Consider the following 25,104-nt stretch of genomic DNA (forward strand, 5'->3'; position numbering starts at 1 on the left):
GAGCTCATTAGACTATTAAATAATTTAGATTACGTAATCATTTCTTATTGTTACGGTTATATTACAACCGTATTTCTAATATGTCAATGATGAAATTTAATAATTTTAATTAAATCAACATATAAATTATTACTTACTAGGTTTTTTGACAGCCAAGGTCAAAAAGATTTAAATTTTGTTATAATATATAGACAAAGAAAGTTCGATGAGGAAGATTATGAATTTATTAGATAGATTGAAAAAAGCAAATGATAAAAAAAGTAAAAATAGAGAGATCTATATTGAAAAAAATCGCAATTCTTATTTAGAGGAGTTACAAGAGTTACAAGCTAATATTAATCAACTGAAGGTTGCAAAAAATCCAAGCACGACTCGCTTATCAATCCTTAAAAAAAGAAAAGATCGAGTTGAAAATATTCTAAATCATGATATCTAATACGTAACATGAGGACTAATTATGAACACTGATAATATGGATTTACCTATAAACTTGTCACGAGTTAAAAAAGAAAAACATAGTATAGTAAAATTAATTACATAATTTGTTTATTTATGAACTTTTAAAAAATGCTTTCTTATAGAAATATAGTATAATGCTATTCAGGAGGAGATTATATGACAATTGTACAAAAAGAAACAGCCATGAAGGCTGTGCATACTGCATCCGTAGCTGCTGCCGGAGTGGCTTTAAGCCCAATTCCATTTTCGGATGCCATGTTATTGGTTCCTATTCAAACAATGATGATTACTAATATATTCAAAGCATATGGGCAAAGCACTACACGAGGACTTGTATCTGGGGTTGTTCAAGCTACAACAGCAACAACATTAGGAAGAACTGCAGTTACAAGTATCATCAAATTTGTCCCTGGAATTGGTACTGTAGTTGGCGCCCTTATTGGTTCTGGTGTAGCTGTTGCCATCACAGAATCGATTGGCCAAAAACTAATTAATCAATTTGAAGAACATGGTTCAGTTGATACAGAGAGTTTGAAATCAATTATCAAAACAGTTATTTTAAAGAAAATAAGAAAATAGGATTTTATATCGTGAAACAAAAAGAAGACAAGCCTTTGTCTTCTTTTTGTATTTGAAAAGGGTGGACATTTATTAAAGTTAATCCATAATTTCTAGCCAAGGGAAACATTTAAATCATTTATATACAAGAGCAATGCTATGGTAGGATATATCTAGAAATTTTTTGTTCATTATTTTTTTAAATCGAAGAACGATATAAATTATCATAATTATATTTATGTAAAATATCAAATAATTTATTTCAATATATACAATAATCTTTTTTAGAATTATCGTTATTATTCAGCAATGCTGAGATTGCCATTCTGAGACATTTTCAAGTGATTTTACCTATCAGTAACCACAAACAAGGTAAATATAAATTATGGTAAATTAACTTAAGGGCACCTCTAATAACTACCAATTAATTCACCTCTAAATGAAATTAGAAAAAAACACAGAAAACTAAGCATAGTCGGCACTGCACCCCAATAGTGGGACAGAAGAAAAACACTCTTATTGGAAAGTCAACGAAAAACTAGACACGGAGTTAAGAGAATTTAAGAATTATATTTTTCAAAGTCTTTTGGAGACTTGTAATCAAGACCTGAATGCATCCTTTTTGTATTGTAATAGGTCTCAATGTATTTAAATATTTCTTGAGTAGCCTCAGCTCTTGTCTCAAAATGAGTGAAAAGGCAACACTTTTCACTATTATACCTCTTTTCATACGTTTTTAGAGGTGCCCTTAAGCTTGTTTTATGATATAATTATTTAGATAACAATATAACGTTTAATAGATTTAAGGGCTAGTTTATTGTTAAATAATTTATGATAAATGGACAAGTTAGGAATAATAAGAAGTAGATGCGTAGAAAACTCGAGATTGCTAGTCTAATTGTCATGTTTATGGCAGTCGTTATTACCTTTTGGCCACAATCAAGCAAAAAGGTGACCAATTATAAACCGAACTCATCTTTAACCTATAGTGGTTTGCTAAAGAAAGGTAAGTTTTCAGGCAATGGTACCTTAACTTTTAAAAATGGGGATCGTTACCAAGGTAATTTTAAAGATGGACAGTTTGACGGTAAAGGTAAGTTTACGTCAGTTGCTAAATGGTCCTATGAAGGTGAATTTAGCAAGGGAAAACCCAATGGCAAAGGGAAATTGATTACCGTATCAGATAAAGTTTTTTCAGGTCGCTTTGTAAACGGAGGATTTGAAAAATGAGAATCAAATGGTTTAGTATCGTTCGGATAATCGGTCTCTTTTTTGTCCTCTATTACCATTTCTTTGAGAATCAATTTCCTGGTGGTTTTATAGGTGTAGATCTCTTCTTTACATTTTCAGCTTTTCTCATCACAGGTCTCTTTTTTGATGAGTTTGAGAAATCTGAGTCTTTTGATCTGACATCCTTTTTCCATCGTAGGTTTTATCGGATTGTTCCACCACTTGTTTTTTCGATTTTAATTGTCATGCCTTTTACTTTAATCATTAATCGTGATTTTTTGACAGCAATAGGTAAACAGATCACCGCGGCTTTGGGGTTTGTGACGAATTATTATGAGATATTCTCTGGTGGTTCTTATGAAAACAAGTTTATACCACATCTATTTATCCATACTTGGTCACTAGCAATTGAGATTCACTTTTATATCATTTGGGGCTTAATTCTGTTTTTATTGGCGAAAAGAATCAGAAAATCAGAAGGTACTGTGAATCAAAAAATAGCGATTTTAAGAGGACAAGTCTTTGTTGTTGCAGGGAGTCTATTCTTGCTCAGCTTTCTTGCCATGGTTATCGGGCTGATGATCGGAATGGATAAATCTGTGCTTTATTTTTCAGATTTGACGCATATTTTCCCATTCTTTATTGGCGTTATTTTAGCTTCAATTTCTGGTGTCCGCGGTCTGCCACGTAAATTTAAAGAAAAAATCGAGCAGCAATCTACTAAGCAAACCATAGGTATATTTATTGGTAGCCTAATCTTGCTCTTGGTTTTAGGTTTCAAACTTCATTTTGATAGTTGGGTAACGTATGTTTTTGGTATGCTTGTGGCTAGTATCTTAGCCGCAACTATGATTTTTCAAGCTCGTATCTTACATGAGAAAACACTAGATATTGTAGAGCCAAAGGGATTGACTTTCCTAGCAGATATTAGCTATGCGATGTATTTGTATCATTGGCCATTCATCATCATTTTTGGTCAATTTGTAGGTAAAGTACCAGCAGCCCTTTTAACAGTGCTCTTTTCGACCCTTTTCTCAACACTTTCTTATTACTATCTTGAGCCTTTGTTGAGAGGTAAGACGGTACCACTCTTTTTTGATCAATCTAAACAATTGCTTGGCAAATCAAAATTGACGCTCGAAGCCATTAAGAAGCCAGGGGGTGCTGTTTTAGGAATCTTATTAGTAGTCATGACGCTCCAAATTTTTAGAGCACCTCAAAATAGTCAACTTGAATCAAGTTTATGGCTAAGTGGTATACAACAAGATGCTGATGCCTTAGGTACGTTAGAGGCAACATTGACATCCGCTAAATCTAACCAGTATATGATTCCAAAAGGAGTTTCAGTGATTGGTGATAGTGTTACTTTGGGAACTAGAGAATATCTACTAGCACATGTGCCGAATAGTTCTGTTGATGCAGCTGGTAACCGGAAGATGAATGAAGCAATTGAAGTGATGAAAGCTGAAATTGCTGGCAAAACTTTACGTGAATATGTCGTGATTGCTGTTGGCACAAACTCTTTAGATGATTATAAAGAACAGACAGATCTATTGCTTCAAACTGTACCTGAAGGGCATCGCGTGATTTTGATGACGCCACATGACGGTAGTGCTGATGCAAGCTATAATTCAGAGAAATTAGCTGTCTATGAACGAAGTTTAGTCAATCAATATAAGTATATCACGCTGGCAGATTGGAACACTTTGGCAAAAGCGCATCCAGAAGCTTTTACTGGAACTGATGGCACCCACTTCGGCGGTAATGAAGTCGGAGGTGCTTTATATGCGCAATGTATCAATGATGCTTTGAAAGCAGCAGAGAAAACGCCCACGAAATAAATCAAAAAAAATCCTCAAACATTTGGGGATTTTTTTCGTATATAAAAGTAGGAGGAAATGACATGATAAAGGAAATAGCGCAAAGGATGTTAAAGAAAGCAAGCGATTTTGGGGCAAGTGATATTTACATATTACCCGCCAGAACAGGATTTTCGGTTGTTTTCAGAAAGTCAGCACATCGTGAATATGATCAGCTCCTGTCAGATGCTGAAGGTCAAAGTCTCATTTCCCATTTCAAATTTACAGCAGGGATGAATGTAGGTGAGAAGCGCCGGCCACAACTAGGATCTTGCTTGTATGAGCTTGCAGATAGAAAGTGTCGCTTGCGTCTATCCTCAGCGGGTGACTTTGAAAGTCGCGAAAGTTTGGTGATTCGAATTTTGCATGACACGAAACAACCACTCAAGTTTTGGATTGAGGCAGATTTACCTCAGGTAAAAAAGTTAGTAGCTAGACGCGGTCTTTAGGGCACCTCTAAAAACGTATGAAAAGAGGTATAATAGATTAAAAATAAGCTAACGAGGTATTGAAGATGAATTTATTTGGAGATAGCGACTATCTTGAAAAATTAAGTTTAAAAGGAGACCCTCTTGAGCGGCTAGAAAAAGTGGTTGATTTCGAGTGTTTTCGCCCAACTCTTAACCGGATTTTTAAGTATGATTTAAAAAACAAATCTCATGGTGGTAGACCGCCCTATGACCTTGTTTTAATGTTGAAAATTTTAATTTTACAACGCTTATACAATCTATCTGATGATGCAATGGAATATCAAATGATTGACCGGATTTCGTTTAGAAGATTCCTTAAGATTGATGACAAGATACCAGACGCAAAGACTATCTGGAACTTTAGAAATCAGCTATCAAAATCTAATAGAGGAAACTGGCTTTTTTCTGCCTTTCAAGAAAAACTTGAATCACAAGGGATGATCGCTCATAAAGGACAGATTGTTGATGCAACATTCATAGAGGCGCCTAAACAACGTAATCCAAAAGACGAAAATGAATTGATTAAAGCAAATAGGGTACCAGTGAATTGGACGAAGAACAAAAGAGCACAGAAGGATACAGCTGCTCGCTGGACAATTAAAGGTAATGAGAGACACTATGGCTACAAAAATCATATTGCTATAGATACCAAATCAAAATTCGTAAAGAATTATCAAACAACGCCTGCAAATGTGCATGATTCTCAAGTAATAGGCGTTCTTGTTGATCCCGATGAGATCACCTTAGCAGACTCAGCTTATCAAAATCAAGCAACACCTAAAGGTGCTGAACTTTTTACCTGTCTTAAAAACACACGTTCTAAATCTCTTAAGGTAGACGATAAAATGTTTAATAAAATCATTTCGAAAATACGTGTCCGTATTGAACATGTATTTGGCTTTGTTGAAAATTCAATGCATGGTTCTAGTTTACGTTCTATTGGATTCGATCGAGCTGTTTTAAATACTGACCTTACAAATCTGACTTATAACTTATTGAGGTACGAACAAGTTAAACGTTTAAATCTCAAAACATGGCGGTAATCTGTCTAAAATAAGAATAAACAGTCAAGTGGCGTCTGTAACATAAAGAAAAACACAGTAGACTATGCTTAGTTTTCTGTGTTTTTTTCTAATTTCATTTAGAGGTGAATTAATTGGTAGTTATTAGAGGTGCCCTTAAGTAGTAAATCAATAGATATGAGCTAAACAATTCTAAATGGAATAGGTTCATATCAGAAGCAATTTAAATTTCATTAGTAAAGAGCATCTTAGTTAAAGATAATTGGTGATGCTCAAATCAAATTCAACTTATATCAAAGAACAATGCGGGAGCTATTCAGCTATTCGAAAAAATATAAAAGCTAAAAGTAGGTAAGAATTTTCATAAAGTAGCTGTTTGCTGATTTGTTCAATAATAAATAAGTGAATAAATCATTATTTTATTTTAAATCAATGGAAACCATTGATATGACTAGAGAGAATGCTATAAAATAAAAAATATAATAATTTATTTTTGATAAAATTTAAATTTAAAAATTAACAAAATAAATTAAAATATAAAATTGTTTTTCAAATTTTAAAATTAAAATAAAAAAGCATTCGAAACTTAAGCTTATAAAAAAATGTATAAAATAAAAAATAAAGTGAGTTTAAAAAATGAAAAGTAGAAAGTCAAAAAAGACTCTCTACTTTTTACTTCGCCGATTGTAAAATTAAGCTAGACAAATAAAAAAGTCATTTGTGCTACACTCAAGATAGTTCCCGCAAAAGAATTATAAGGAGTGAAGACAAATGACCTATACCCATCTTACATCAAATGAACTTGCAATGATAGAGGCGTATTATAATAATCATCAATCTGTAGCTAAAACCGCAGTACTATTGAATAGATCTAGACAAACGATTCATAAAGTTTACCAATTTTTCAAAACAGGGCACAATGCTCTAGATTATTTCAATCAATACAAGAAGAATAAAACTCGCTGTGGCAGACGTCCTATTGTCTTATCAGATGAACAAACAGAATATATTCAAAAGAGGGTTGTTCAAGGTTGGACACCTGATGTGATTGTTGGCCGTGCAGAGTTTTCTATTTCTTGTTCTATGCGTACACTTTATCGTATGTTTAAACAAGGCGTATTTGAAGTGACTCACCTACCTATGAAAGGAAAACGTAAAGCCAACGGACACAAAGAAACTCGGGGAAAACAATCTTTTCGTCGATCACTTCGTGACAGAGGAAATGATTATTCTAAATTCAATCAAGAATTTGGCCACCTTGAAGGGGATACTATTGTGGGTAAAAAGCACAAAAGTGCTGTTATTACCCTCGTTGAGCGATTATCTAAAGTAATCATCACTCTTCAGCCAGAAGGCAGACGAGCTATAGATATTGAAAATCGTTTGAACCAATGGATGCAATCTGTACCTAAGCATCTATTCAAATCAATGACTTTTGATTGTGGAAAGGAATTTTCAAATTGGAAATCAATCAGTAATATAAATGATATTGATATCTATTTTGCAGATCCTGGTACACCATCACAAAGAGGGTTAAATGAAAACTCTAATGGTTTATTACGTAAAGATGGTTTACCAAAGCAAATGGATTTCAACGAAGTTGATGAATCTTTTATCCAATCTATTGCATCGAAAAGAAATAATATCCCTCGAAAATCATTAAACTATAAAACACCAATAGAAGTATTCTTGAGTCACATATGCAAAGAGGAATTGTCTAACTTAATTTGACAATTAATACTTTTTAATAGTTACTATGTTTAATAATAAATTCAATTTAAAAATTTATATACTGTTTTCTAGAATCATAGCGATTATGCTAAGTTTGAACATAAATCATTTATATAATTTATTTATTCAATTCTGTTGTTCAATTACGTCTTGTGTATAACAATTACTTCAAAACAAGCCATTGATTTATATACTTCTGGTGATATAATTATTTGAAAGCATTATTTTGTAGTGTGAAAAGGAACATAAAATATCAATGGATATATTTTATGCTAGCTTGTGTAATTGATGAATGTTGGCCTTCTGAGTTAGCAATAAATATATATTCGGTAAATTTCAGTTTTAAAAAAGAGGTCTATATGTATATAATTGTTTTAATGTTAATTATTTTGATTCTATTTATTGGTTATAAATTGCATGACCGTTATTTATATTTTTTATGGAAACAAAAAATAAAAGATAAACATGATTATGATGAAGATTCACTAAGGAGAATGTTAAACCAAATTGCCCATAATGCATTTATTTTTTCAGGACCCGAATTGCCATATGGGAGAGCAAAATGGTTTCTGGAAAGTGAAAAAGCATTCAAAGGTACTTTTAATCCGGATTTTGTGGAATTTTTTGGGTTTTCACCTATTAGAAACTTAGTAGAAATTGATTTTAGAGAATTTGGAATGTTACTTACACAAGATGGCATTTATTTTTCTGAACAATATATTTCTGAACGTCATTTAAATAAGAAAAATCAAAAATATGCAGTTGAAGCTTTATTTATACCATTTTCTGGACTTTGGAATGTTAAATATAATCCTACAGCAAAAAAGATTCAGTTCTTATACAAAGATTTTAGTACGAAGACAATATTTCCGAAATCAGAATTAGTAGATAAGAGCTTTTTAATTGAGGATCTAAATAATCTAATCAACACAGGTTACACAAATGATCTTACTACTGGATATTCTAACGATAAGAATATATCTAAAATAGACGATGCATTTAATAAGCTAAATCAGGAATTACTACTTGCTAATTCAATAAAAACTGGTTCTCTTGGTGGAATAAATACCATTGCAAAATCACATTATCATAATGAAACTCTTAATGGTATTGCAAATAGTCCTCAGGGACATGGTTTTGCAGCGGAATACGCGAATAATATCAGTGATAAAATTAGAAATCCGTTTAAAAATGTTACTCGGGTTGGTCAAGACAACCTTAAGAATGGTGCAGATAGAGTTGTTGGAAATATAAAAATTCAAACAAAATATTGTAGTTCTGGAAGAAATTCTGTCAATGCAGCATTTGATAAAAAAGAACTTGGCGGAATGTATAGATACAAAGGAATGCAATTGGAAGTTCCCAAAGATCAATATAATGATGCAACTGCCGTAATGAAACAAAAAATTAGAGACGGCAAAGTTGCTGGGCATTCTAACCCAAATGATGCGTATAGTATTATTAGAAAAGGTCATGTTACTTGGAAAGAAGCACATTTAATTGCAAAAGGTGGGAATGTTGTATCTTTGAAATATGATGCATTAGATGGTGTTATCCAAACTCTACCATATGCAAGTATTGGGTTTGTAATAACATTTGCTCAAGCAAAATGGTCAGGTGCTTCTAATGAAGAAGCTGCAAAACTTGCAGGTAAACAAGGTATTAAAACATTACTTGTTGGTACAGCAACCTTTGCTGGATCTCAACAGATTTCAAAAATATATTCATCGTATATGCTAAAAAGAAATGGCTCTAAAGCAATTGGAGACGCAGCTAAAAAGAAGATTGTTGCTGAGAATATTGCAAAGAATGCAACAAGAGTAATATCATTTGCGATTATTATAGGACCAGATATTTTTAATACTTTGACAGGTAGAATTTCAAAAGAACAATTGCTGAAAAATTCGGTTGTAGCTGGTAGTGGTTTTGCTTCAGGTGCTGTTGGAGGAGCGTTAGGAAGTGTTGTCCCAGTTGTAGGAACTGCCATTGGTAGTATTATTGGTGGTATTGTAGGAACAGTAGCAAGTAAGAAAATTTTAGATAAATTTATTGAAGATGATCATGTAGAAATGTTTGCAGAGCTAAAAGAAGAGTATATTGATTTAGTCATGTCAATAAATTTATCAGAAGAAGAGTTTAATAAGATTCAGGAATTAATTTTTGATAAAAAACTAGAATCAAAATTAAAAACGATGTTTCAACAGAAAGATTCAATAGGATCAAGAAATTATGCTAGACAAGAAATTGTTGAAAACTCAATATTACATGTTATTAAGGAACGAGAAATAATTACAAATAATGATATATTAGTTGGATTAGATGAAGTTCAAGTTAAATTTCAATAATTAATATTTACGATGAGAATTTACGTATATTGATAAAAGAACGGCTTTATATATATCTTGAGTGTGATAATAGATGTAATAAGATTTGAAAGAAAGGCCATAAAATGATAAGTGATAATTTAGTTAAATACCCTTACATTATATGTAAGGGTATTTATTTCAACAAAAATATTAAATTTCACAACAATTAAAACAGTATAAATATCAATAAATTTAATTTTAAGCTGAAGTTATATTGAAGTTTTTAAACAAATAAATTAAAAAGTATATAAAAATAGAATTCACTTTACACGAGTAACATCTTTCCGAAAAACTGTAATTTTCTTGAAAAACATATAAGGTTATGTTATACTTCTATTATAGACAATATAGAAAAAGGCCTTATGAAAAAAGGCAAATAAAGGTAAATATAAATGAGACGTGAATTACTTTTAAAAAAAATTGAAGACTATAAATCAATTATGCCTTGGTATGTTTTAGATTATTATCAATCTAAATTGTCAGTGCCTTATAGTTTTACAACCTTATATGAATATCTTAAGGAATATAAACGTTTCTTTGAATGGTTAATTGATGCTGACATCTCAAATGTTACTAAAATTGCTGATATTGATTTATCTACTTTGGAACATTTGACTAAGAAAGATATGGAGGCTTTTGTTCTTTATTTACGTGAACGTCCTTCTCTTAATACATACTCAACTAAGTCTGGTGTCTCACAAACGACCATTAACAGAACTTTGTCTGCCTTATCCAGTCTCTACAAGTATTTGACTGAGGAGGTTGAAAATGACCAAGGTGAACCTTATTTCTACAGAAATGTCATGAAAAAGGTCTCTACTAAGAAGAAAAAAGAAACTTTAGCCTCACGGGCTGAAAATATTAAGCAAAAACTCTTCTTAGGTGACGAAACCATGGAATTTCTGGAGTATGTTGATAATGAGTACGAGAATTTACTGTCAAATCGAGCTAAATCATCTTTCCGAAAAAATAAGGAACGTGATCTTGCTATTATTGCGCTTCTTCTTGCTTCTGGCGTTCGACTCTCAGAAGCTGTCAACCTTGATTTAAAAGACTTGAATCTAAAAATGATGGTCATCGAGGTAACGCGTAAGGGTGGAAAACATGATTCTGTCAACGTTGCTGGCTTTGCCAAACCATATATCGAGAATTATTTAGCCATTCGCAAGAACCGGTACAAGGCAGAAAAACAAGATCTTGCTTTCTTTCTAACTGAGTATCGCGGTGTTCCTAATCGAATTGATGCCTCTTCTATAGAAAAAATGGTTGCTAAGTACTCACAAGATTTCAAAATCCGGGTTACGCCCCATAAATTACGCCATACACTGGCTACCAGACTTTATGATGCAACCAAGTCTCAGGTCTTAGTTAGTCACCAATTAGGCCATGCCTCTACACAGGTTACTGACCTTTATACCCATATCGTCAATGACGAACAAAAAAATGCCTTAGATAAATTATAACATAATTATATTTATGTAAACTATTCTAATGTTTTAAAAGTGAACTGTCAATAGTTCACTTTTTTTCTGGCTTTATTTGATACTTTCACCATTAGGTAATGGTGGTAAGCTTGTTCCTTCAGGTGCTGTATAGACATTTTTTAATCCTTGTGTCCAGGATACTTTTTTCAATTGTTCAGGACTTATCTCATTGATAATGGTATTACCTCTGCCCTCTGAGATTTTTTTACCAAACTCTGGATCGACTAAGGTACCACGTCCTACTGCTACTAAATCAGTATAGTTTTCAATGGCATTTTGAGCACCTTTTTCATCAAACACGCCACCGACTAAAATTAATTTTGTCTGAGCATCTAGGATTTCTTTATAATACTCACCAAAACTTTTTTCTCCACCAGTTGGTACTGTTGCGTAGCCATTCCAAAGGGAGAGGTGAATGTAGTCTATTTCGCGTTTAATAACTTCTTTAATTAATTCGAGTCCTTCCAGATATGTATAGCCTACTGTTTCGCCATGGATTTCTTCAGGGCTGAATCGATAACCAAGTATAAAGTTTTCGGGTGCTGATTCGGCAATGACACGTTTCACTTCATCAACTACAGCTAGTGGAAAAGCCATTCTTTTTTCTAGGCTACCGCCCCATTTGTCTTCTCGCTGATTTGAAATTGCTGAAAAGAACTGTTGTAATCCATAATGGTTAGCGCCATGGATCTCAACCCCATCAAAGCCGGCTGTAATGGCACGTTTTGTTGCACGACCAAAATCTTTAATGATTTCTTCAATTTCTTTATTAGTCATTTCCCGAACAGGATAATCTAAAAAGTCAAAATCGATTGCTGATGGTGCTAAGACTTCCTTGCCTTTTGCAGCTCGTCCCATAGCTTCACGTCCACCATGATGGATTTGTAAGATTGCTTTGTTGCCGTCTTTCTTTAGAGCCTTAGCAATATTTGTGATTGACTCTAGGTGGTCATCGTCATAGATTCCTAATTGTTCTGGTACACCAGCTTTTGTACAAGGTCCACCATTTTCGGAAACATAATGAAATTCAACAATCATCATGCCTGCAGCTTGAGATCTTGCATTATAGTATTTTAGTGTGTCTTCAGAAGCGAAACCACCTTCTAAACCTGAAAAAGTTAGCATTGGCGGCATGACAATACGATTAGTAACACTTGCTCCATGTCTGAAAGTTACTTTATCTGTTAATTTATTAGTCATAAGAAACTCCTTTGTAATTTTCTTTCATTTTAACATTTTGGACAAAGTCACACTAATAAAAAAAGCAATCCTATTGGATTACTTTTTAAAATAATCAGTGCAATAATCAATCCATTTGCTTTGATAATCTGCATGGGATAAAACTGACATATCACTAATTGATTCTATCTGCCGGCTTTTTGCTTCTTGAACAAAATCGAAAATATAAGCATCAGCTTGGCTTTCGTAAACAAGTACAGTACTTATTCCCTTGTCAAAGGCAACTTTTAACCGACTGTGACCATCTATAGCTATATACCCTCCATGTTTATCCTTAGTGACTGGAATAATGACATCCTCTGCTGTATTGATGAATGAGTCTACAGCCAAATATTTATCTTGATTGATATAGAATTGAGAGGGTTGAATTTCTGATATTGGAATGGTACGAAGAACTTTAGTTTCAAACTGAGCTATTAGTTGTTCCTTATTATCATAGAATTCACTAATATGTTCTGCATTAAAACGGAATTCATCAATTACTGCTAAGTAATCATCTGGATTAGAACCAGTGATAATGGCACAGTTGCTTGAGATGATTCTAACTTCATATGGAACTTCTTGATTAACTAAAAAGCAACCATGCTGATTAAGTGATTCTTGAGAAAATCGTGAATCATTATAGGTGTTTATTCTTGAAATTTAAATATGATTAATCATTATTTTGTCTTTTCTAAATGGATAAATAAATTATTTGTTCTTCCGTACTTTAGAGATGCCTTTTCATCCTTTTCAAGAATGGCAGATTCTAGATCAATATTATTAATGGCTGCAATTGCAAAACTATAGTGAATAATGTCTGATAATTCTTCAGCCAATGCTTCAGTGGGATTAATAACTGAACTTTTCCGTCCATTTTGTATATTTAAGACTTGAGCAACTTCACCTACTTCTTCAACTAATTTTATAAATAGACCTTGGTCACCTTTATGAAATTGATAAACTGATTTTAAGTAGTCTTGGTAGTTTTTGATTGATAAATCCTTGGTTAATTCAATTATATCAAAAAACAAGCCGGAGCTTGTTTTTTTTTAAATATCAAATTGAGTTCCAATTCCCATATCTTGTGCTTTTTCGACAATTAATTGAGCTGTTACGATGTCTAAGACTGCTGATCCAACACTCTTAAAGACTGTGATGTCTGATTCTGATTTACGACCGTGAATTTGTCCTAATAAGAATTGGCCAATCTCTCCAGTATAGTCAGTTAGTTCAAGCAAGCCTTCCTTGATTGGTGTTTGGATGTCTCCTGCTTCTGCTAAGACGCCATCACTGGTATCAAAGATAACTGCATCTGCTTTGACTAGTAATTCTTTAGGCAACTCAAGCATTTCTGGCGTATAGGCTCCAATACCATTGACATGAGCGCCAACTTTGACATCTTCAGCATTAAAAGTATTAACTTTTGAAGTTGTAACTGTTGTGACAATATCAGAATCCGCTACTGCTTCTTTTGCCGTTTGGACAGCATAGATTTTTGTAGTGAAGCTATCTTTCATATCAGCTGAAAGTTGTTGGGCAAATGTTTTTGCACGCTCAAAATCAATATCAAAGACTTTTAATTCTTCCAGTTGACGTGCGGTCATCATGGCGATGGCTTGTTGATAGCCTTGGCCACCGGTTCCAATTAAACCAGCAATTCTTGCATTTGGGTTTGAGAATTCTTCTGTCGCAGCACCTTGGATGGCAGCTGTGCGTAATTGGGTTAAATAGGTACCATCTAAGATAGCTGAGACAATACCTGTTTCTGGGTCTAAGGCGACCATTGTTGCAGGCACTGAAGGTAAACCTTTGTTGATATTGTCAGGATAGACAGAGACGATTTTGACACCTAAAGCATTCTGTTCACCTTTAGTCGCAGCTGGCATATAGAGGCTTTGACCATTAAAATCTGTTACATCTAGGTTAGTTCTTAATGGAACAGTTGCATTTCCACTGGTATATAATTTACTTGCTTCTTTGGCAGCTTTTATTGCATCAGTCATTTTGAAACATTGTTGGATATCTTTTTTAGTTAAAATTAACATGTTTTTCCTCTCTTCTATTTTTTCAACATACCGGAAGCACTATAGAGCAAGATAAAAGCGACAAACCATTGAAGGATTGAGACATTTAAGCTTGTTACGACAAAAACCGCACATAGAACACCAAGGACACCAAAAGTTGAGGTGAAAAGGGTAATTTTACGACTGTATTCACCAGACTTAACAAATTGAACGCTTCCCACTGGTACTGAGAATGTTGCTGCACCCATCATAATTGGGAAAGCGACTGCTGGATTCAAGCCTAGTAAGTAAACAGTAATCATAGTAAGGGCATAAGAGCCAATTCCAATGTTATTTAAGGCACCGAAAATTGCTAGCGCTACAGCCGCAATAACTAGTTTAACTCCAGTTAGTTCAGTAGCATTGCCACCACCTGGTAACCATCCAAATTTACCACCAAAGATAATCAAGGCGGCAATAATCATACCTATACCAATAGAATATTTTAGTTTTTCAGCTGGAAGCTTAACAGCAAATTTTGCGCCAAAGTACGAGCCAACCATTTGGCTTATTATACAAACAACTAAAGTTACAATAGAAACTTTAATACTAGTGATATAAGCCAGTGCCATTACAGCAACAGGAATTGTGCACTGTGTATTTAAGGTTCCTGGTAATTTTTTAACACTTGTCCAATTGAGTTTAGGATACAAGCTAGTACTGATGGCAAAGTCTGAAATACCGACAGAAGATAATAGCACTAGAGATTGGTAGAACAGCTGTTTTTGCTGGTTCAGCCATTACTTCTTTTTTATGGCTTATTAAGTCTTTAATAAAGATAAAGGCAAAATAAGCATTTACAATTATAACGAGAAACAATAATATATTTTTGAACGTCATGGTATTCTCCATTAGAATATTTTTCGAATACCTTCAAAATCGTTTCCATAGGCGCGTGCCAATTCCTGACCATGTTCTTGAATGATCTTTAAAGTGTATGCATCATGTTTAACATATTCCTTAGCTAAGAGACGCATTGCTTTATTGTGTGACCAAATGACATCACATGTGTCATCTAAAGTTCCAAATAGAACAATATCATCATCACAAATTAAATTAACCCAACGCCCACCCATGTCTTCAAGTTTATCAGTCTCAAAACCATGAGGGTAAAAACGTTTGAAAGGTAAAGTGTAATGACCACTTGGACTAAACAAAATACAAACGAAACCTTCTAATCTAGCTTCAGCTTCTTTTAAAGCTTGAATAATTGTGGGACTTAAACTTTCTTCCCAGATTTGGATATAAAGACTTTCCTTGGCATGTTCAATCATATATAAGATTTTATGTTGGACGGCCTCTTTATTTTCCAATTGCCATAGTAGAGTATCGTCTTCTTTTTCTTTTATATCAGATAAGTGATCATCTAAATATTGAATATCACCAAGAGTTGTTTGTTTGAGCATGCTAACAAACTCTTCTGGCGAAATGGCAGAGTATATCTTTGGTTCACTTTTATTAACTAAAACGACTCCCTTTTTTACCAATGTTTCTAAATTATTATAAACTTTGGACCTAGGGACACCTGATTTTTTACTGACCTCATATCCTGTCATGGATCCATTTTCCACCAGACTAAGGTATATATTGGTTTCAGACTCAGTATAGCCGAATTGTTTCATTTTTTTAACCAGCATATTAACTCCTCGTTTTTCATAGTAGCTACTTACAGTAACTACTATATTCTTGTGAGCGATTTTTGTCAATAGATTTTGTGAACTTTTTAACGTTTTTTTGAAAAATATTTCACGAAGTAAAAAAAGGACCTAATTTTTAGGTCCTTTTTTTACTTCTTATGGGCGCCGTATATGCCGAGCATATCGAAGCATAATTGGATCTTACCTAAATGGTAGGGGATAAATTTTTCGTCAGCCATCGTCTGGAAAATTTCTTGACGGCTTGCCCATTTAACAGCCTGTACTTCTTCTTCTTGTAAGCTTAAATCGTTTAAGTTGACATTAGCAATTACTAAGAAAGTATCATCAAAGCCCTCTTCAAAGTTTATTGTAAACTGTGGTCTAGTTTCAGATAAATCAAAAGAAATTCCTAATTCTTCCTGAGCTTCTCTCATGATGGCTTGCTGCGGTGTTTCTCCTGCTAAGGCACTGCCACCGACGGAGATATCCCACATGTTCGGAAAGTCTTCTTTATCCTTTTGTCGTTGTTGAATCAGCATCTCACCTTTGGTATTGAATATACAAAGATGGACAACTAAGTGAAGGTCACCTTCTTCAAATTGATGACTTCTAATCATGGTACGACCAGTTTTAATCCGTTGATTATCATAGATATCCCAAATTTCTTGCATGTTTGACCTCCTATCTACATGTGAAATGCTTCTTTGATTAAGGCTAGTAATTGATCATCAATATCTTCAACGTGATGCAATCGAATAGCATTATGATAACGCTTCTTTGAAATTTGTTCCGTTTTTCTTAATCGAGAATGGCTTAAAGGATGATCGCTGACGATATTAAGATCTAGCCGCTTCTTCTTTGGGTGAACTCCTAGAAAAGCAAGTTTTTTTTTACAAGATGTAAACTTGTTTTTTTAATTTCAATAATAGGTTGACCATATGTTTGTATATTTTCTAAAATAGTTTGGTAAATTTCTAAAACATGATCTTCATTATTTTGGAATAAACTATCCATGGCATAATCTTGATTCATGACCATTATCTTTTACTCTTTGTGATCGTTACTTTCGTTCCTTTTTCAATTTCACTAGTAATAGAAATCTCTAACTCAAGGTTGTTGAGTACTTTTTTTGTCATATAAAGTCCAAGACCAGAGGCTTTTTGATGTTCATGACCATTAAAACCAGTGAAACCATCATCAAAAATGCGATTGATATCCGCTTCTAGTATTCCAATACCTAAATCAGATATCTCAATACTATCACTTTTTAATTCAATTCTGATTTTACCACCATGCTTGGAATACTTGATAGCATTGTCAATAATTTGTTCTAAAGCAAAACTGAGCCATTTTCTATCAGTCTTAAGTTTACATCGACCAGATACACTAATACTAATATCTTTAGATATACAAACATAAGCATAACTTTTGATGATTTGTTTGATTAGATCTGCTACTTGGACCTGTTCAAAAATGTAATCATCATTATAATCAGAAAACTTCAAATAGGTTAATAATTGTTTCAGGTAATTTTCCATTTTAAATAGCTGAATCTTACCTTCTACCTTATCATAAGCCTTGGTTTGTTCCATTAGTGAAAGAACAGAAAGCGGAATCTTCATTTGATGGACCCACATTTTTATCATTTGGTTTAAGTTTTCTTTTTGTTTGATCAGCTCTTGTTGACTAAAATCACTTTGACTTAAGATTTTTTGAATAACATTCAAGTAGGCAAGTTCACTGGGAGATTGTAAATCATTTAACTCGTTTACATAAATAAAATCTTGTAAGATTTCTATTTTCCTTTTGAATTTCAAATAACTGGGAACTGTATATAGCAATAGAAACCCTAATGAAACCCATCCAGCAGTAATAAAATAATCGAGTGGTAAATGGACCAAATAAAAAACAAGAAAATTTAGAAATAGTAAGAGAAAATATAAGATATACCAAGATTTGTACTCTTTAATAAATAATCTAATCATTTCAGTACGTAACCTACTCCTCTCACCGTATGAATGTTATCCATCCCAAGCTCACCGACGCGTTTGCGAAGTCTGGTCATATTGACATTCAAGGTGTTTTGATCAATGAACTGATCATTCTCCCATAAGTTAGTCAAAATTTCTTCCTTGGTTACTACTTGTCCTTGCTTTGAGAATAGCAGAGCTAAAATTTTGTGTTCTGTCGGAGACAAGGCAATTTGTTCCTCACCCTTAACCAAATTGCCATCAAACATGAGGGTGAAATCTTGAAAGGTCAAGTCTGATTTGGTAAATTGTTGCGCTCTTCTTAAGAAGGCAGAAATTTTTGCATCTAAAATAGTTAGTGAAAAGGGTTTACTGATAAAATCATCTCCACCCATATTTAGAGCCATTACAGCATCCATTTCATCTGAGGAGCTAGATATAAAAATTATTGGAACTGTCAGCTCTTTTCTGATTTCAGTTGTCCAATAAAATCCATTATAATAGGGAAGGGTAATATCCATCAAGATTAAGTCTGGGGCAAAGTCTGTGACTTCACGTTTAATATCTCTAAAATTTAGGACGCTTGCTACTAGATAGTTTTGGGATAAATGTTGCGTTAGCATATTCTTTATTGTCGAGTCATCCTCAATGATAAAAATTTTTTGATGTATTTTCATATGACTATTTTAACAAAAAAGAGGCGAAAAATCGCCATCTTTCTATCTTTCTATAATTTTATAATAAGTTCGGCTAGTAATACTATAAATGATAAAGTATATCGCAATGATAATAGCTATTGTCGATGCACAAACAGTATAGATAAGGCTTGTATTAGTAACTCCAAAGAGTAATAACATCTGTTTAATCATCACTAGGGCAACACTAAAGTGGATGATTGACATTATTATTGGCATGAAAAAGACAAGGAGAATTTGAGAGTTAATTGTCTTTTTAACTTGTTTTTGACTCATTCCAACTTCTTGTAAGATTTTATAACTCTTTTTGTCTTGGTGGCCTTCAGTATACTGTTTATAGTAAATTATTAAGGCAGCACCCATTATAAAGGTAAGTCCCAAAAGAAATCCTGTGAATAGAAATCCACCAAACAGAGTATATGATTCATCTTTAAATCTATTTTTTTGATCGACATGAGCAATAAATTCTTTTGTGTTACTGATGTTTCCACTCTTATCAAGAATTTGATTTAATTGTTTCTGATTAAGATCAGCATAGACTTTATAGTTAGGTCTGATCTTATATTTTTGTTCAGTATTTACAAGTTCTACTATTTGGTTAAAAACTGTCTGATCCTTGACGATTATTAGTGATGGGTAATAGGTATTCGTAACATCTGGATAGACTACTTTTTTAAAATTTTTAACTACCTGATAAGTTTTTCCAAGGACAGATATTGACTTAAGTTGACTATCACCTTTTTGTGTAAAATAAGCAACTTGGTTTTTACTAAGTTTTGGTGCTTTATTTCCAAATTTTTCAAATTCTTTAGAATGTATTAAGTAGGTATAACTAGTTTTAGTTGGGATAGGTTGATTTAAATCCTTAGCAGTGACTTGAAGTTTACTACCTTTAGCTCCTGGAAATGCTAACATAGTGCTAGTTGATTCAATGTAATCTGTTTGACTTAATTGTAGTGGTTTTAAAACAAAATCATTCAATTGCTTTTTGGCTACTGACTCATTTTCTGAAACAAATTCAATTGAAGTATTTTTGGGAAACAATTTGTCGATTGCATCTTCTGTATTAGTATACAGAGCTGTTGTTGTTGCAATAGCAACAAATGCCATACAAGCTAAAAGTGTAATATTTGCTAGACCAAGAGCATTTTGCTTCATTCTAAAAATTAATTGGGACGTTGAAATAAAGTGCTCAGGCTTGTAATAATATCGTTTATTAGCTTTTTTTCTTTTTAGATACCAAGAAACAAATGAAATATAAAAGAGATAGGTTCCGATAATTACAAAGACAACAGCAATAAAGAACCGATATAAGACTGCTAAGGCTGCTATTTTTTCAGAACTTAGGGAAAGGTAATAACCAATTCCGATTGATAGGATGGCTAAAAAAGCAAATAAGATATTTCCTTTTGGCTCTAATTCTCCATGTTGATGATCCTGAAAAAGTAGAAGGGGAGATGTTTTTTTAATTTTTAAGAGTCCTACGAGTTCTAATATGACAAAGAATCCTAGGAATAGGAAACTTGTAATGATATATCCTTTACTATTAAACGGTAAGGATAATTGATTCATGTGAGATAAATTTACAAAAATTAAATAAAATAATTTTGAAAATATAAAAGAGAATAGACTTCCGAGAATAATTGTCAAGCCAAAGATTATCAGCAATTCAATACTTGATACAAGTCCAATTTGGCTTTTATTCATACCTAATATATTATATAGTCCAAATTCACGGTTTCTTTGCTTTAAATAAAAATTATAGCTATATATCTCCATTATCAATGTAAAGATATTAAGGATCACCATCGCCATTGTTAATAGGATTTTACCATAGGACATATTAGTTGTAATGGGACTAAATAAAATAATTGAAACGATACAACTCAGCACAAATAAAACAGTACTGGCTAATAAAAAAGGGGCTACAACTTCTTTTGATTTTTTTAAATTATTCCATGCTAATTTTAGGTAGAACATGCTATTCACCCCCCAATAAACCTGTCATTGCAAGTGAAATTGATTTACTAAATTCACTATTAGATTTATTACCTCGGTACATTTGATGGAAAATACGACCATCTTTGATAAATAAGACGCGTTTTGCATGACTTGCTGCATTTGAAGAGTGAGTCACCATGAGAATGGTTTGACCATCCATATTTATCTCTTCAAATAGATCTAATAAATCCTCAGAATTTCGATAATCTAAGGCAGCTGTCGGCTCATCTGCTAATAATATCTGTGGTTGGGTAATTAAACTTCTGGCTATTGCTACTCTTTGTTTTTGTCCACCAGATATTTCAAAAGGACGTTTATTTACCAAGTTATTAATATGTAGTTTCCTTGCAATTTGGGATAATCGTTTTTCCATTTCATGATACGATTTCCTGTCAAGTACTAATGGTAAAAAGATATTATCCTTGATAGACAAGGTATCTAGTAAATTAAAATCTTGAAATACAAAACCCAGATTTTTAAGGCGGAAATGTGCTAACTGGCTTTCTTTAATTTTTGTAATATCTTCACGATTTAATAAAACCGTACCATTTGTTGGTTTTTCTAGGGTGGCTAAAATGTTTAAGAGAGTTGTTTTACCTGAACCAGATTCTCCCATGATTGCAATGAACTCACCATTATCCACTTTAAAGTCTATATCTTGTAAGGCATGTGTAACTTCCTTTGAGAATCGTGTTCGATAGGTCTTTTGTAAATGATTAATTTCTAATAACATGTGCTAATCTCCTATTTCTATTATAACCTTTTTTATACTCTTAATTATAAACATTATCTTGCCTGTTAAACTTACAAGAGCAAGTCCAAAACTTACAATTCTGTAAGTTTTATTTTCATTATTAGACAAGCATTTTGTTATAATATACTTATCAATCCTTAGATAGGGGAAAAGACATGGTAAAAAAAAGACGACTTACGAATTCACTAGGTACATTAGGTAAAGTTATTTCATTTATTCCTGACACAACTGAATTAATTGGAAAAGGAATGGAAAATACACGACCAATTGTTGAAAAATATATGGATCAACGTCATCAACGCCAAGAAAATTTAAGACATTTGGATGATGTTGTTAATATTTCTTTAGATGATGCCAAGGCACATATTGAAAAGCAAGGGTTTATTGTTGCTACTATTCCGGCGCGTCCAGATAAGCATCATGCAGATTGTAAGCTCAATGAAGTTATCACAATGTCACCTAAAAGTGGTAAATATCCTCAAGGGTCATTAGTAAAACTCTACTTTGCTGATTTAAATATGCTAGAAAAAAGTCAAGAATTAAGAGATAAAGATACCCTTCGTTCAGTTGAATTCAATCAAAAGGTTGCTGATGCAATTGAGAACGTTAAACATATCAAATTTCCATTTAATAAGTAAATAAAAAGAACCCTAGGGTTCTTTTTATTTACTTAAAAATGGTTCTAGGTCTGTTAAAGCGCGTTTAGCGAAAGCTTCATACCGTTCTTTTTTATCTCTAATTCGTTTGCCTTCAAGTTCCTTAATAATACCGAAGTTAACATTCATAGGTTGGAAATGCTTACTATCTGCATGTGTGACATAATAAGGTAAGCTACCAATTGCAGTAGTTGATGGGAAAACAACTTTCTCTTCACCTTTGAATAGACGAGCTGCATTAATTCCTGCTACTAAACCAGAGGCTGCAGACTCAACATAACCCTCAACACCTGTCATTTGACCAGCAAAGAAAAGATTTTGATTAGCGCGTGATTGGAATGTTTCCTCAAGTAAATTTGGAGAATCCATGTAGGAATTACGATGCATCACACCATACCTTACAAATTCAGCATTTTCTAAACCAGGAATCATTTGGAAAACTCGTTTTTGCTCTCCCCATTTTAAATGCGTTTGGAAACCAACCATGTTATAAAGACTTCCAGCAGCATTATCTTGACGTAATTGAACAACTGCATAAGGCGTCTTAAATTCGCCGTCACGAGGTCCAGAGTAATCTTCCGGGTATTCTAATCCAACAGGCTTCATTGGCCCGTAGAGCATTGTTTTAATCCCACGTTTGGCCATAACTTCGATTGGCATACATGCTTCGAAATATTTTTCTTTTTCAAAAGAATTAAGCGGTGCTTCCTCTGCTGTCGTGAGAGCCTCATGAAATGCCATGAACTCCTCTTTAGTCATTGGACAGTTCAGATAAGCAGCTTCTCCTTTATCATAACGAGACTTGAGATAAACCTTGTTCATGTCAATCGTTGACTTATCGATGATTGGAGCTGCCGCATCATAAAAGTAGAATCCATCTCCACCGTTTAAAGCATGAATTTTTTCGGCTAAAGCATCTGAAGTCAAAGGACCAGTTGCAATAACGGTAATGGCATCATTTGGAATCTCCGTAATTTCACCGCGGATAACCTCAATCAAAGGATTATTTTCTAATTCCGTAGTCACAGATTCCGCATAACCTTCGCGGTCAACAGCCATTGCACCACCAGCAGGCACACGATGTTTCTCGCCAGCACGCATAATGATTGAATCCAAACGACGCATTTCTTCCTTCAAAAGACCGACAGCATTTGTTAGACTATCACCACGAAATGAATTAGAACAAACTAATTCGGCAAAATTTGAAGTCTTATGCTGAGGTGTTGATTTAACACCACGCATTTCATAAAGTTTGACAGGAATACCACGCTTAGCAATTTGATAAGCAGCTTCCGAGCCAGCTAAACCAGCTCCAATAACATTAATATAAGATTGAGACAATAGACTAATACCTCTTTGGAGTAAAAATACTCCACAAATCTTTCTAAAATTTTTAATTGCTATATTATAGCAAATTTACAGCTAAAACTAAAATAACTTTCTCTCTTTTACATAACTATATCTATGTAATTTATTCTAAAAAAAACAAATCCAAGCTGCTACAAAAACAGATAAAATACTAAATAAAGAACCAATTAAATAATACTCAGCAAAAACAGGATCCTTGGAAATTTTATCATAACGAGCAATAGATTTAGCTGTAAAAACAAGTCCTACTGACGCAAACTGGCCCATGACCATACAAATTCCAATGACAATTCTTTCCAAATTACCAATCATGGCACCTGCACCACTAATCGTATCAAGTTTAGCTTGCGTCCGTGGCTGAAAACGCTCAAAAAAGATTTTGAATGCAATATTACTTGGCTTGGTGATTAAAACCATAAATAAGATGACTTTGAGATAAGAATTCTCTAAAAATGCAGGAACTTGTCCCTTCCAAAGTAGGAAAACGAAACCTAAGATACATATTATATGGAGGATTTGGTCAATGGCAAAGCTTTTAATCTGTGTTAGTTTCAATAATTTGGCTAAGTAAGTTTTGCTGAAATCAATAACTGCATGGCTCAGCCATACGAGTAGGCTAATGTCGACAGTTGACGGAATCATGATAGAAATAATTACAAGTGGCAAAGCAACGCCTAGAAGATGTTTTATTAAATAGTTCATTTCTGAGTTCTTTTTATCTGATGTTTCTTGACTCTGCAATTGAAAATCAGATAAAAAATGAGCTATTAAATACATAATTATTAGTGGGTTGTCTGTTAAAAATGTCGATAATCCAGTCATTTAGTTTCCTCCTCAAGCCCTTGCTGGTAGAGGTCGCATGCCGTCAATCTTGTTCTAAAATAGACTTTTATGCTGCTAGATTTTAGACGTTTTGAGAGAGCACTTGGGTCCAGTTTCATTTCTTTTGCTAATAATGCTTGATTAAAGTCCTCAGCATAAATATTTTCTGATAACATGGTTTCAAAAACTTCCTGCTGACTTGTCACCCAATTGTTTTTGATAGCTTCTCCTGCTGCTAGCAGACTATTAATGACCTTACTTGTTAGTTTATTATCAGATTGAAAGGCTAAATGGTTTTGACCATAATCATTTTTTTCATGAATGTAATTAATGGCTTGTCTAGCATTCCAATATGCAGGTCCATCAGCACCAATGCTTACGTCTGGATTTATGTCTGTTAAAATTTGTCCTAAGCCAATCCCAAAACGAATCTGATATGGTTTCATAAGCAAAATAATATCATCAATTACTTGAAAAATATTGACTTGGGTGGAAAGAAGCCCCTGAAATTCATCACCTAATGTTAGTGAAAATTTTGAAACTATTTCTTCTTTATACTTTTCATTAATGGCTTGAAGACAGGCTTTAAAATTATTTTGGACGTCATAACGATTTTCCAGTGACTTTGAATCAATCACATCACCTATTACTGCTAGATAGTTCATTATCTTCTCCTTCACTATGTCTATTATAGCAGACATTATGAAAAATGTCCGTTATAATAGACATTTTATAAAA

The 25,104-nt window shown here is 33.3% G+C and carries 25 protein-coding genes and 2 pseudogenes; 10 read left to right on the forward strand and 17 right to left on the reverse strand.

Annotation, left to right across the window (positions count from 1 at the left end):
* Positions 1-217 precede the first annotated feature (217 nt).
* Positions 218-436 (forward strand): hypothetical protein, encoded by a 219-nt coding sequence (locus MKY69_RS05425; protein ID WP_003102769.1) that lies wholly within the window; start codon positions 218-220, stop codon positions 434-436.
* A 179-nt stretch (positions 437-615) separates the two neighbouring features.
* Positions 616-1,038, forward strand: coding sequence for a YcjF family protein (locus MKY69_RS05430; protein WP_003102761.1), 423 nt, complete (start codon positions 616-618; stop codon positions 1,036-1,038).
* A 539-nt stretch (positions 1,039-1,577) separates the two neighbouring features.
* On the opposite strand, the pseudogene MKY69_RS05435 reads toward MKY69_RS05430, so the two are convergent.
* Positions 1,578-1,709 (reverse strand): annotated as a pseudogene (locus MKY69_RS05435) (IS3 family transposase); the annotation flags it as partial.
* Between the two features lie 175 nt (positions 1,710-1,884).
* On the opposite strand from MKY69_RS05435, the gene MKY69_RS05440 reads away from it, so the two are divergent.
* The 7 genes from MKY69_RS05440 to xerS all read left to right on the forward strand — a co-directional run bounded on the left by MKY69_RS05440 (position 1,885) and on the right by xerS (position 11,158).
* Positions 1,885-2,247: an MORN motif family protein gene (locus MKY69_RS05440; RefSeq protein ID WP_003108462.1), complete on the forward strand. Its 363-nt coding sequence runs from the start codon at positions 1,885-1,887 to the stop codon at positions 2,245-2,247.
* On the forward strand, positions 2,244-4,088 hold the full coding sequence (locus tag MKY69_RS05445) for an acyltransferase family protein (RefSeq protein WP_003108460.1): 1,845 nt from the start codon (positions 2,244-2,246) through the stop codon (positions 4,086-4,088). Before MKY69_RS05440 ends, MKY69_RS05445 begins: the two co-directional genes overlap by 4 nt.
* Positions 4,089-4,150: 62 nt before the next feature.
* Complete coding sequence (locus tag MKY69_RS05450) at positions 4,151-4,555, forward strand: ATPase, T2SS/T4P/T4SS family (RefSeq protein ID WP_003108459.1); 405 nt, start codon at positions 4,151-4,153, stop codon at positions 4,553-4,555.
* Between the two features lie 65 nt (positions 4,556-4,620).
* Positions 4,621-5,619: an IS5 family transposase gene (locus tag MKY69_RS05455; RefSeq protein ID WP_340790845.1), complete on the forward strand. Its 999-nt coding sequence runs from the start codon at positions 4,621-4,623 to the stop codon at positions 5,617-5,619.
* A gap of 750 nt (positions 5,620-6,369) precedes the next feature.
* Positions 6,370-7,329, forward strand: coding sequence for an IS30-like element IS1062 family transposase (locus MKY69_RS05460; RefSeq protein WP_002360751.1), 960 nt, complete (start codon positions 6,370-6,372; stop codon positions 7,327-7,329).
* Positions 7,330-7,541: 212 nt separating this feature from the next.
* Entirely contained in the window at positions 7,542-9,674 is a 2,133-nt protein-coding gene (locus tag MKY69_RS05465; RefSeq protein WP_177216636.1) for an N-acetylmuramoyl-L-alanine amidase family protein, read from the forward strand.
* A 413-nt stretch (positions 9,675-10,087) separates the two neighbouring features.
* The gene (gene xerS, locus MKY69_RS05470) at positions 10,088-11,158 is read left to right on the forward strand and encodes a tyrosine recombinase XerS (RefSeq protein WP_099567605.1); all 1,071 of its coding nucleotides are present in this window, start codon (positions 10,088-10,090) and stop codon (positions 11,156-11,158) included.
* 72 nt (positions 11,159-11,230) lie between these two features.
* Here the strand turns inward: xerS and MKY69_RS05475 are convergent, their stop codons facing one another.
* From MKY69_RS05475 to MKY69_RS05535, 13 genes and pseudogenes are all read right to left on the reverse strand, one after another.
* Positions 11,231-12,379 (reverse strand): NADH-dependent flavin oxidoreductase, encoded by a 1,149-nt coding sequence (locus tag MKY69_RS05475; RefSeq protein WP_340791123.1) that lies wholly within the window; start codon positions 12,377-12,379, stop codon positions 11,231-11,233.
* 78 nt (positions 12,380-12,457) lie between these two features.
* Complete coding sequence (locus MKY69_RS05480) at positions 12,458-12,748, reverse strand: hypothetical protein (protein WP_013793931.1); 291 nt, start codon at positions 12,746-12,748, stop codon at positions 12,458-12,460.
* Positions 12,749-13,077: 329 nt separating this feature from the next.
* The gene (locus tag MKY69_RS05485; protein ID WP_340791125.1) at positions 13,078-13,431 is read right to left on the reverse strand and encodes a MazG nucleotide pyrophosphohydrolase domain-containing protein; all 354 of its coding nucleotides are present in this window, start codon (positions 13,429-13,431) and stop codon (positions 13,078-13,080) included.
* Positions 13,432-13,449: 18 nt separating this feature from the next.
* Positions 13,450-14,445 carry an ornithine cyclodeaminase family protein gene (locus tag MKY69_RS05490; RefSeq protein WP_340791126.1) on the reverse strand — a complete coding sequence of 332 codons (996 nt, stop codon included), beginning with the start codon at positions 14,443-14,445 and terminating at the stop codon, positions 13,450-13,452.
* Between the two features lie 14 nt (positions 14,446-14,459).
* Positions 14,460-15,303 (reverse strand): annotated as a pseudogene (locus tag MKY69_RS05495) (sulfite exporter TauE/SafE family protein).
* A gap of 11 nt (positions 15,304-15,314) precedes the next feature.
* Positions 15,315-16,100 carry a TrmB family transcriptional regulator gene (locus MKY69_RS05500; protein WP_013793935.1) on the reverse strand — a complete coding sequence of 262 codons (786 nt, stop codon included), beginning with the start codon at positions 16,098-16,100 and terminating at the stop codon, positions 15,315-15,317.
* Between the two features lie 149 nt (positions 16,101-16,249).
* Positions 16,250-16,771, reverse strand: coding sequence for an NUDIX hydrolase (locus MKY69_RS05505; protein ID WP_340791127.1), 522 nt, complete (start codon positions 16,769-16,771; stop codon positions 16,250-16,252).
* A 14-nt stretch (positions 16,772-16,785) separates the two neighbouring features.
* On the reverse strand, positions 16,786-16,935 hold the full coding sequence (locus MKY69_RS05510; protein WP_413473747.1) for a DUF5655 domain-containing protein: 150 nt from the start codon (positions 16,933-16,935) through the stop codon (positions 16,786-16,788).
* Positions 16,936-16,970: 35 nt separating this feature from the next.
* Positions 16,971-17,138 (reverse strand): hypothetical protein, encoded by a 168-nt coding sequence (locus tag MKY69_RS05515; protein WP_340791128.1) that lies wholly within the window; start codon positions 17,136-17,138, stop codon positions 16,971-16,973.
* Complete coding sequence (locus MKY69_RS05520) at positions 17,138-18,085, reverse strand: sensor histidine kinase (protein WP_340791130.1); 948 nt, start codon at positions 18,083-18,085, stop codon at positions 17,138-17,140. The genes MKY69_RS05515 and MKY69_RS05520 overlap by 1 nt, the downstream gene beginning before the upstream one ends.
* Positions 18,082-18,747, reverse strand: a complete 666-nt coding sequence (locus tag MKY69_RS05525) for a response regulator transcription factor (RefSeq protein ID WP_003108452.1) — start codon at positions 18,745-18,747, stop codon at positions 18,082-18,084. The genes MKY69_RS05520 and MKY69_RS05525 overlap by 4 nt, the downstream gene beginning before the upstream one ends.
* Before the next feature lie 42 nt (positions 18,748-18,789).
* Complete coding sequence (locus tag MKY69_RS05530) at positions 18,790-20,745, reverse strand: ABC transporter permease (RefSeq protein ID WP_062806621.1); 1,956 nt, start codon at positions 20,743-20,745, stop codon at positions 18,790-18,792.
* A gap of 1 nt (position 20,746) precedes the next feature.
* Positions 20,747-21,499, reverse strand: coding sequence for an ABC transporter ATP-binding protein (locus MKY69_RS05535; RefSeq protein WP_003105207.1), 753 nt, complete (start codon positions 21,497-21,499; stop codon positions 20,747-20,749).
* Between the two features lie 176 nt (positions 21,500-21,675).
* Between MKY69_RS05535 and MKY69_RS05540 the strand changes: the two genes are divergently transcribed.
* A complete protein-coding gene (locus MKY69_RS05540) occupies positions 21,676-22,158 on the forward strand; it encodes a PASTA domain-containing protein (protein WP_100083855.1) in 483 nt (160 codons plus the stop codon).
* Positions 22,159-22,182: 24 nt separating this feature from the next.
* Here MKY69_RS05540 and trmFO read toward each other — a convergent pair whose 3' ends face one another.
* The 3 genes from trmFO to MKY69_RS05555 form a co-directional block, all read right to left on the reverse strand.
* Entirely contained in the window at positions 22,183-23,517 is a 1,335-nt protein-coding gene (trmFO, locus tag MKY69_RS05545) for a methylenetetrahydrofolate--tRNA-(uracil(54)-C(5))-methyltransferase (FADH(2)-oxidizing) TrmFO (RefSeq protein WP_180946341.1), read from the reverse strand.
* Positions 23,518-23,652: 135 nt separating this feature from the next.
* Positions 23,653-24,366 carry a DUF3307 domain-containing protein gene (locus tag MKY69_RS05550; protein ID WP_096633553.1) on the reverse strand — a complete coding sequence of 238 codons (714 nt, stop codon included), beginning with the start codon at positions 24,364-24,366 and terminating at the stop codon, positions 23,653-23,655.
* Positions 24,363-25,031: a SatD family protein gene (locus MKY69_RS05555; protein ID WP_003103686.1), complete on the reverse strand. Its 669-nt coding sequence runs from the start codon at positions 25,029-25,031 to the stop codon at positions 24,363-24,365. The genes MKY69_RS05550 and MKY69_RS05555 overlap by 4 nt, the downstream gene beginning before the upstream one ends.
* Positions 25,032-25,104 lie beyond the last annotated feature (73 nt).

This window comes from Streptococcus sp. FSL R7-0212 (assembly GCF_038007985.1).
GTDB classification, from domain to species: domain Bacteria; phylum Bacillota; class Bacilli; order Lactobacillales; family Streptococcaceae; genus Streptococcus; species Streptococcus parauberis.

What these genes read in the sequence shown, in the direction of transcription:
- MKY69_RS05475 (WP_340791123.1), bottom strand. Translation starts at nt 12,379, where the DNA reads ATGACTAATAAATTAACAGATAAAGTAACTTTCAGACATGGAGCAAGT.
- MKY69_RS05550 (WP_096633553.1), bottom strand. Translation starts at nt 24,366, where the DNA reads ATGACTGGATTATCGACATTTTTAACAGACAACCCACTAATAATTATG.
- MKY69_RS05505 (WP_340791127.1), bottom strand. Translation starts at nt 16,771, where the DNA reads ATGCAAGAAATTTGGGATATCTATGATAATCAACGGATTAAAACTGGT.
- MKY69_RS05500 (WP_013793935.1), bottom strand. Translation starts at nt 16,100, where the DNA reads ATGCTGGTTAAAAAAATGAAACAATTCGGCTATACTGAGTCTGAAACC.
- MKY69_RS05490 (WP_340791126.1), bottom strand. Translation starts at nt 14,445, where the DNA reads ATGTTAATTTTAACTAAAAAAGATATCCAACAATGTTTCAAAATGACT.
- MKY69_RS05530 (WP_062806621.1), bottom strand. Translation starts at nt 20,745, where the DNA reads ATGTTCTACCTAAAATTAGCATGGAATAATTTAAAAAAATCAAAAGAA.
- MKY69_RS05540 (WP_100083855.1), top strand. Translation starts at nt 21,676, where the DNA reads ATGGTAAAAAAAAGACGACTTACGAATTCACTAGGTACATTAGGTAAA.
- MKY69_RS05430 (WP_003102761.1), top strand. Translation starts at nt 616, where the DNA reads ATGACAATTGTACAAAAAGAAACAGCCATGAAGGCTGTGCATACTGCA.
- MKY69_RS05455 (WP_340790845.1), top strand. Translation starts at nt 4,621, where the DNA reads ATGAATTTATTTGGAGATAGCGACTATCTTGAAAAATTAAGTTTAAAA.
- MKY69_RS05450 (WP_003108459.1), top strand. Translation starts at nt 4,151, where the DNA reads ATGATAAAGGAAATAGCGCAAAGGATGTTAAAGAAAGCAAGCGATTTT.
- xerS (WP_099567605.1), top strand. Translation starts at nt 10,088, where the DNA reads ATGAGACGTGAATTACTTTTAAAAAAAATTGAAGACTATAAATCAATT.
- MKY69_RS05515 (WP_340791128.1), bottom strand. Translation starts at nt 17,138, where the DNA reads ATGGTCATGAATCAAGATTATGCCATGGATAGTTTATTCCAAAATAAT.
- MKY69_RS05525 (WP_003108452.1), bottom strand. Translation starts at nt 18,747, where the DNA reads ATGAAAATACATCAAAAAATTTTTATCATTGAGGATGACTCGACAATA.
- MKY69_RS05440 (WP_003108462.1), top strand. Translation starts at nt 1,885, where the DNA reads ATGCGTAGAAAACTCGAGATTGCTAGTCTAATTGTCATGTTTATGGCA.
- MKY69_RS05445 (WP_003108460.1), top strand. Translation starts at nt 2,244, where the DNA reads ATGAGAATCAAATGGTTTAGTATCGTTCGGATAATCGGTCTCTTTTTT.
- MKY69_RS05425 (WP_003102769.1), top strand. Translation starts at nt 218, where the DNA reads ATGAATTTATTAGATAGATTGAAAAAAGCAAATGATAAAAAAAGTAAA.
- MKY69_RS05520 (WP_340791130.1), bottom strand. Translation starts at nt 18,085, where the DNA reads ATGATTAGATTATTTATTAAAGAGTACAAATCTTGGTATATCTTATAT.
- MKY69_RS05460 (WP_002360751.1), top strand. Translation starts at nt 6,370, where the DNA reads ATGACCTATACCCATCTTACATCAAATGAACTTGCAATGATAGAGGCG.
- MKY69_RS05555 (WP_003103686.1), bottom strand. Translation starts at nt 25,031, where the DNA reads ATGAACTATCTAGCAGTAATAGGTGATGTGATTGATTCAAAGTCACTG.
- MKY69_RS05535 (WP_003105207.1), bottom strand. Translation starts at nt 21,499, where the DNA reads ATGTTATTAGAAATTAATCATTTACAAAAGACCTATCGAACACGATTC.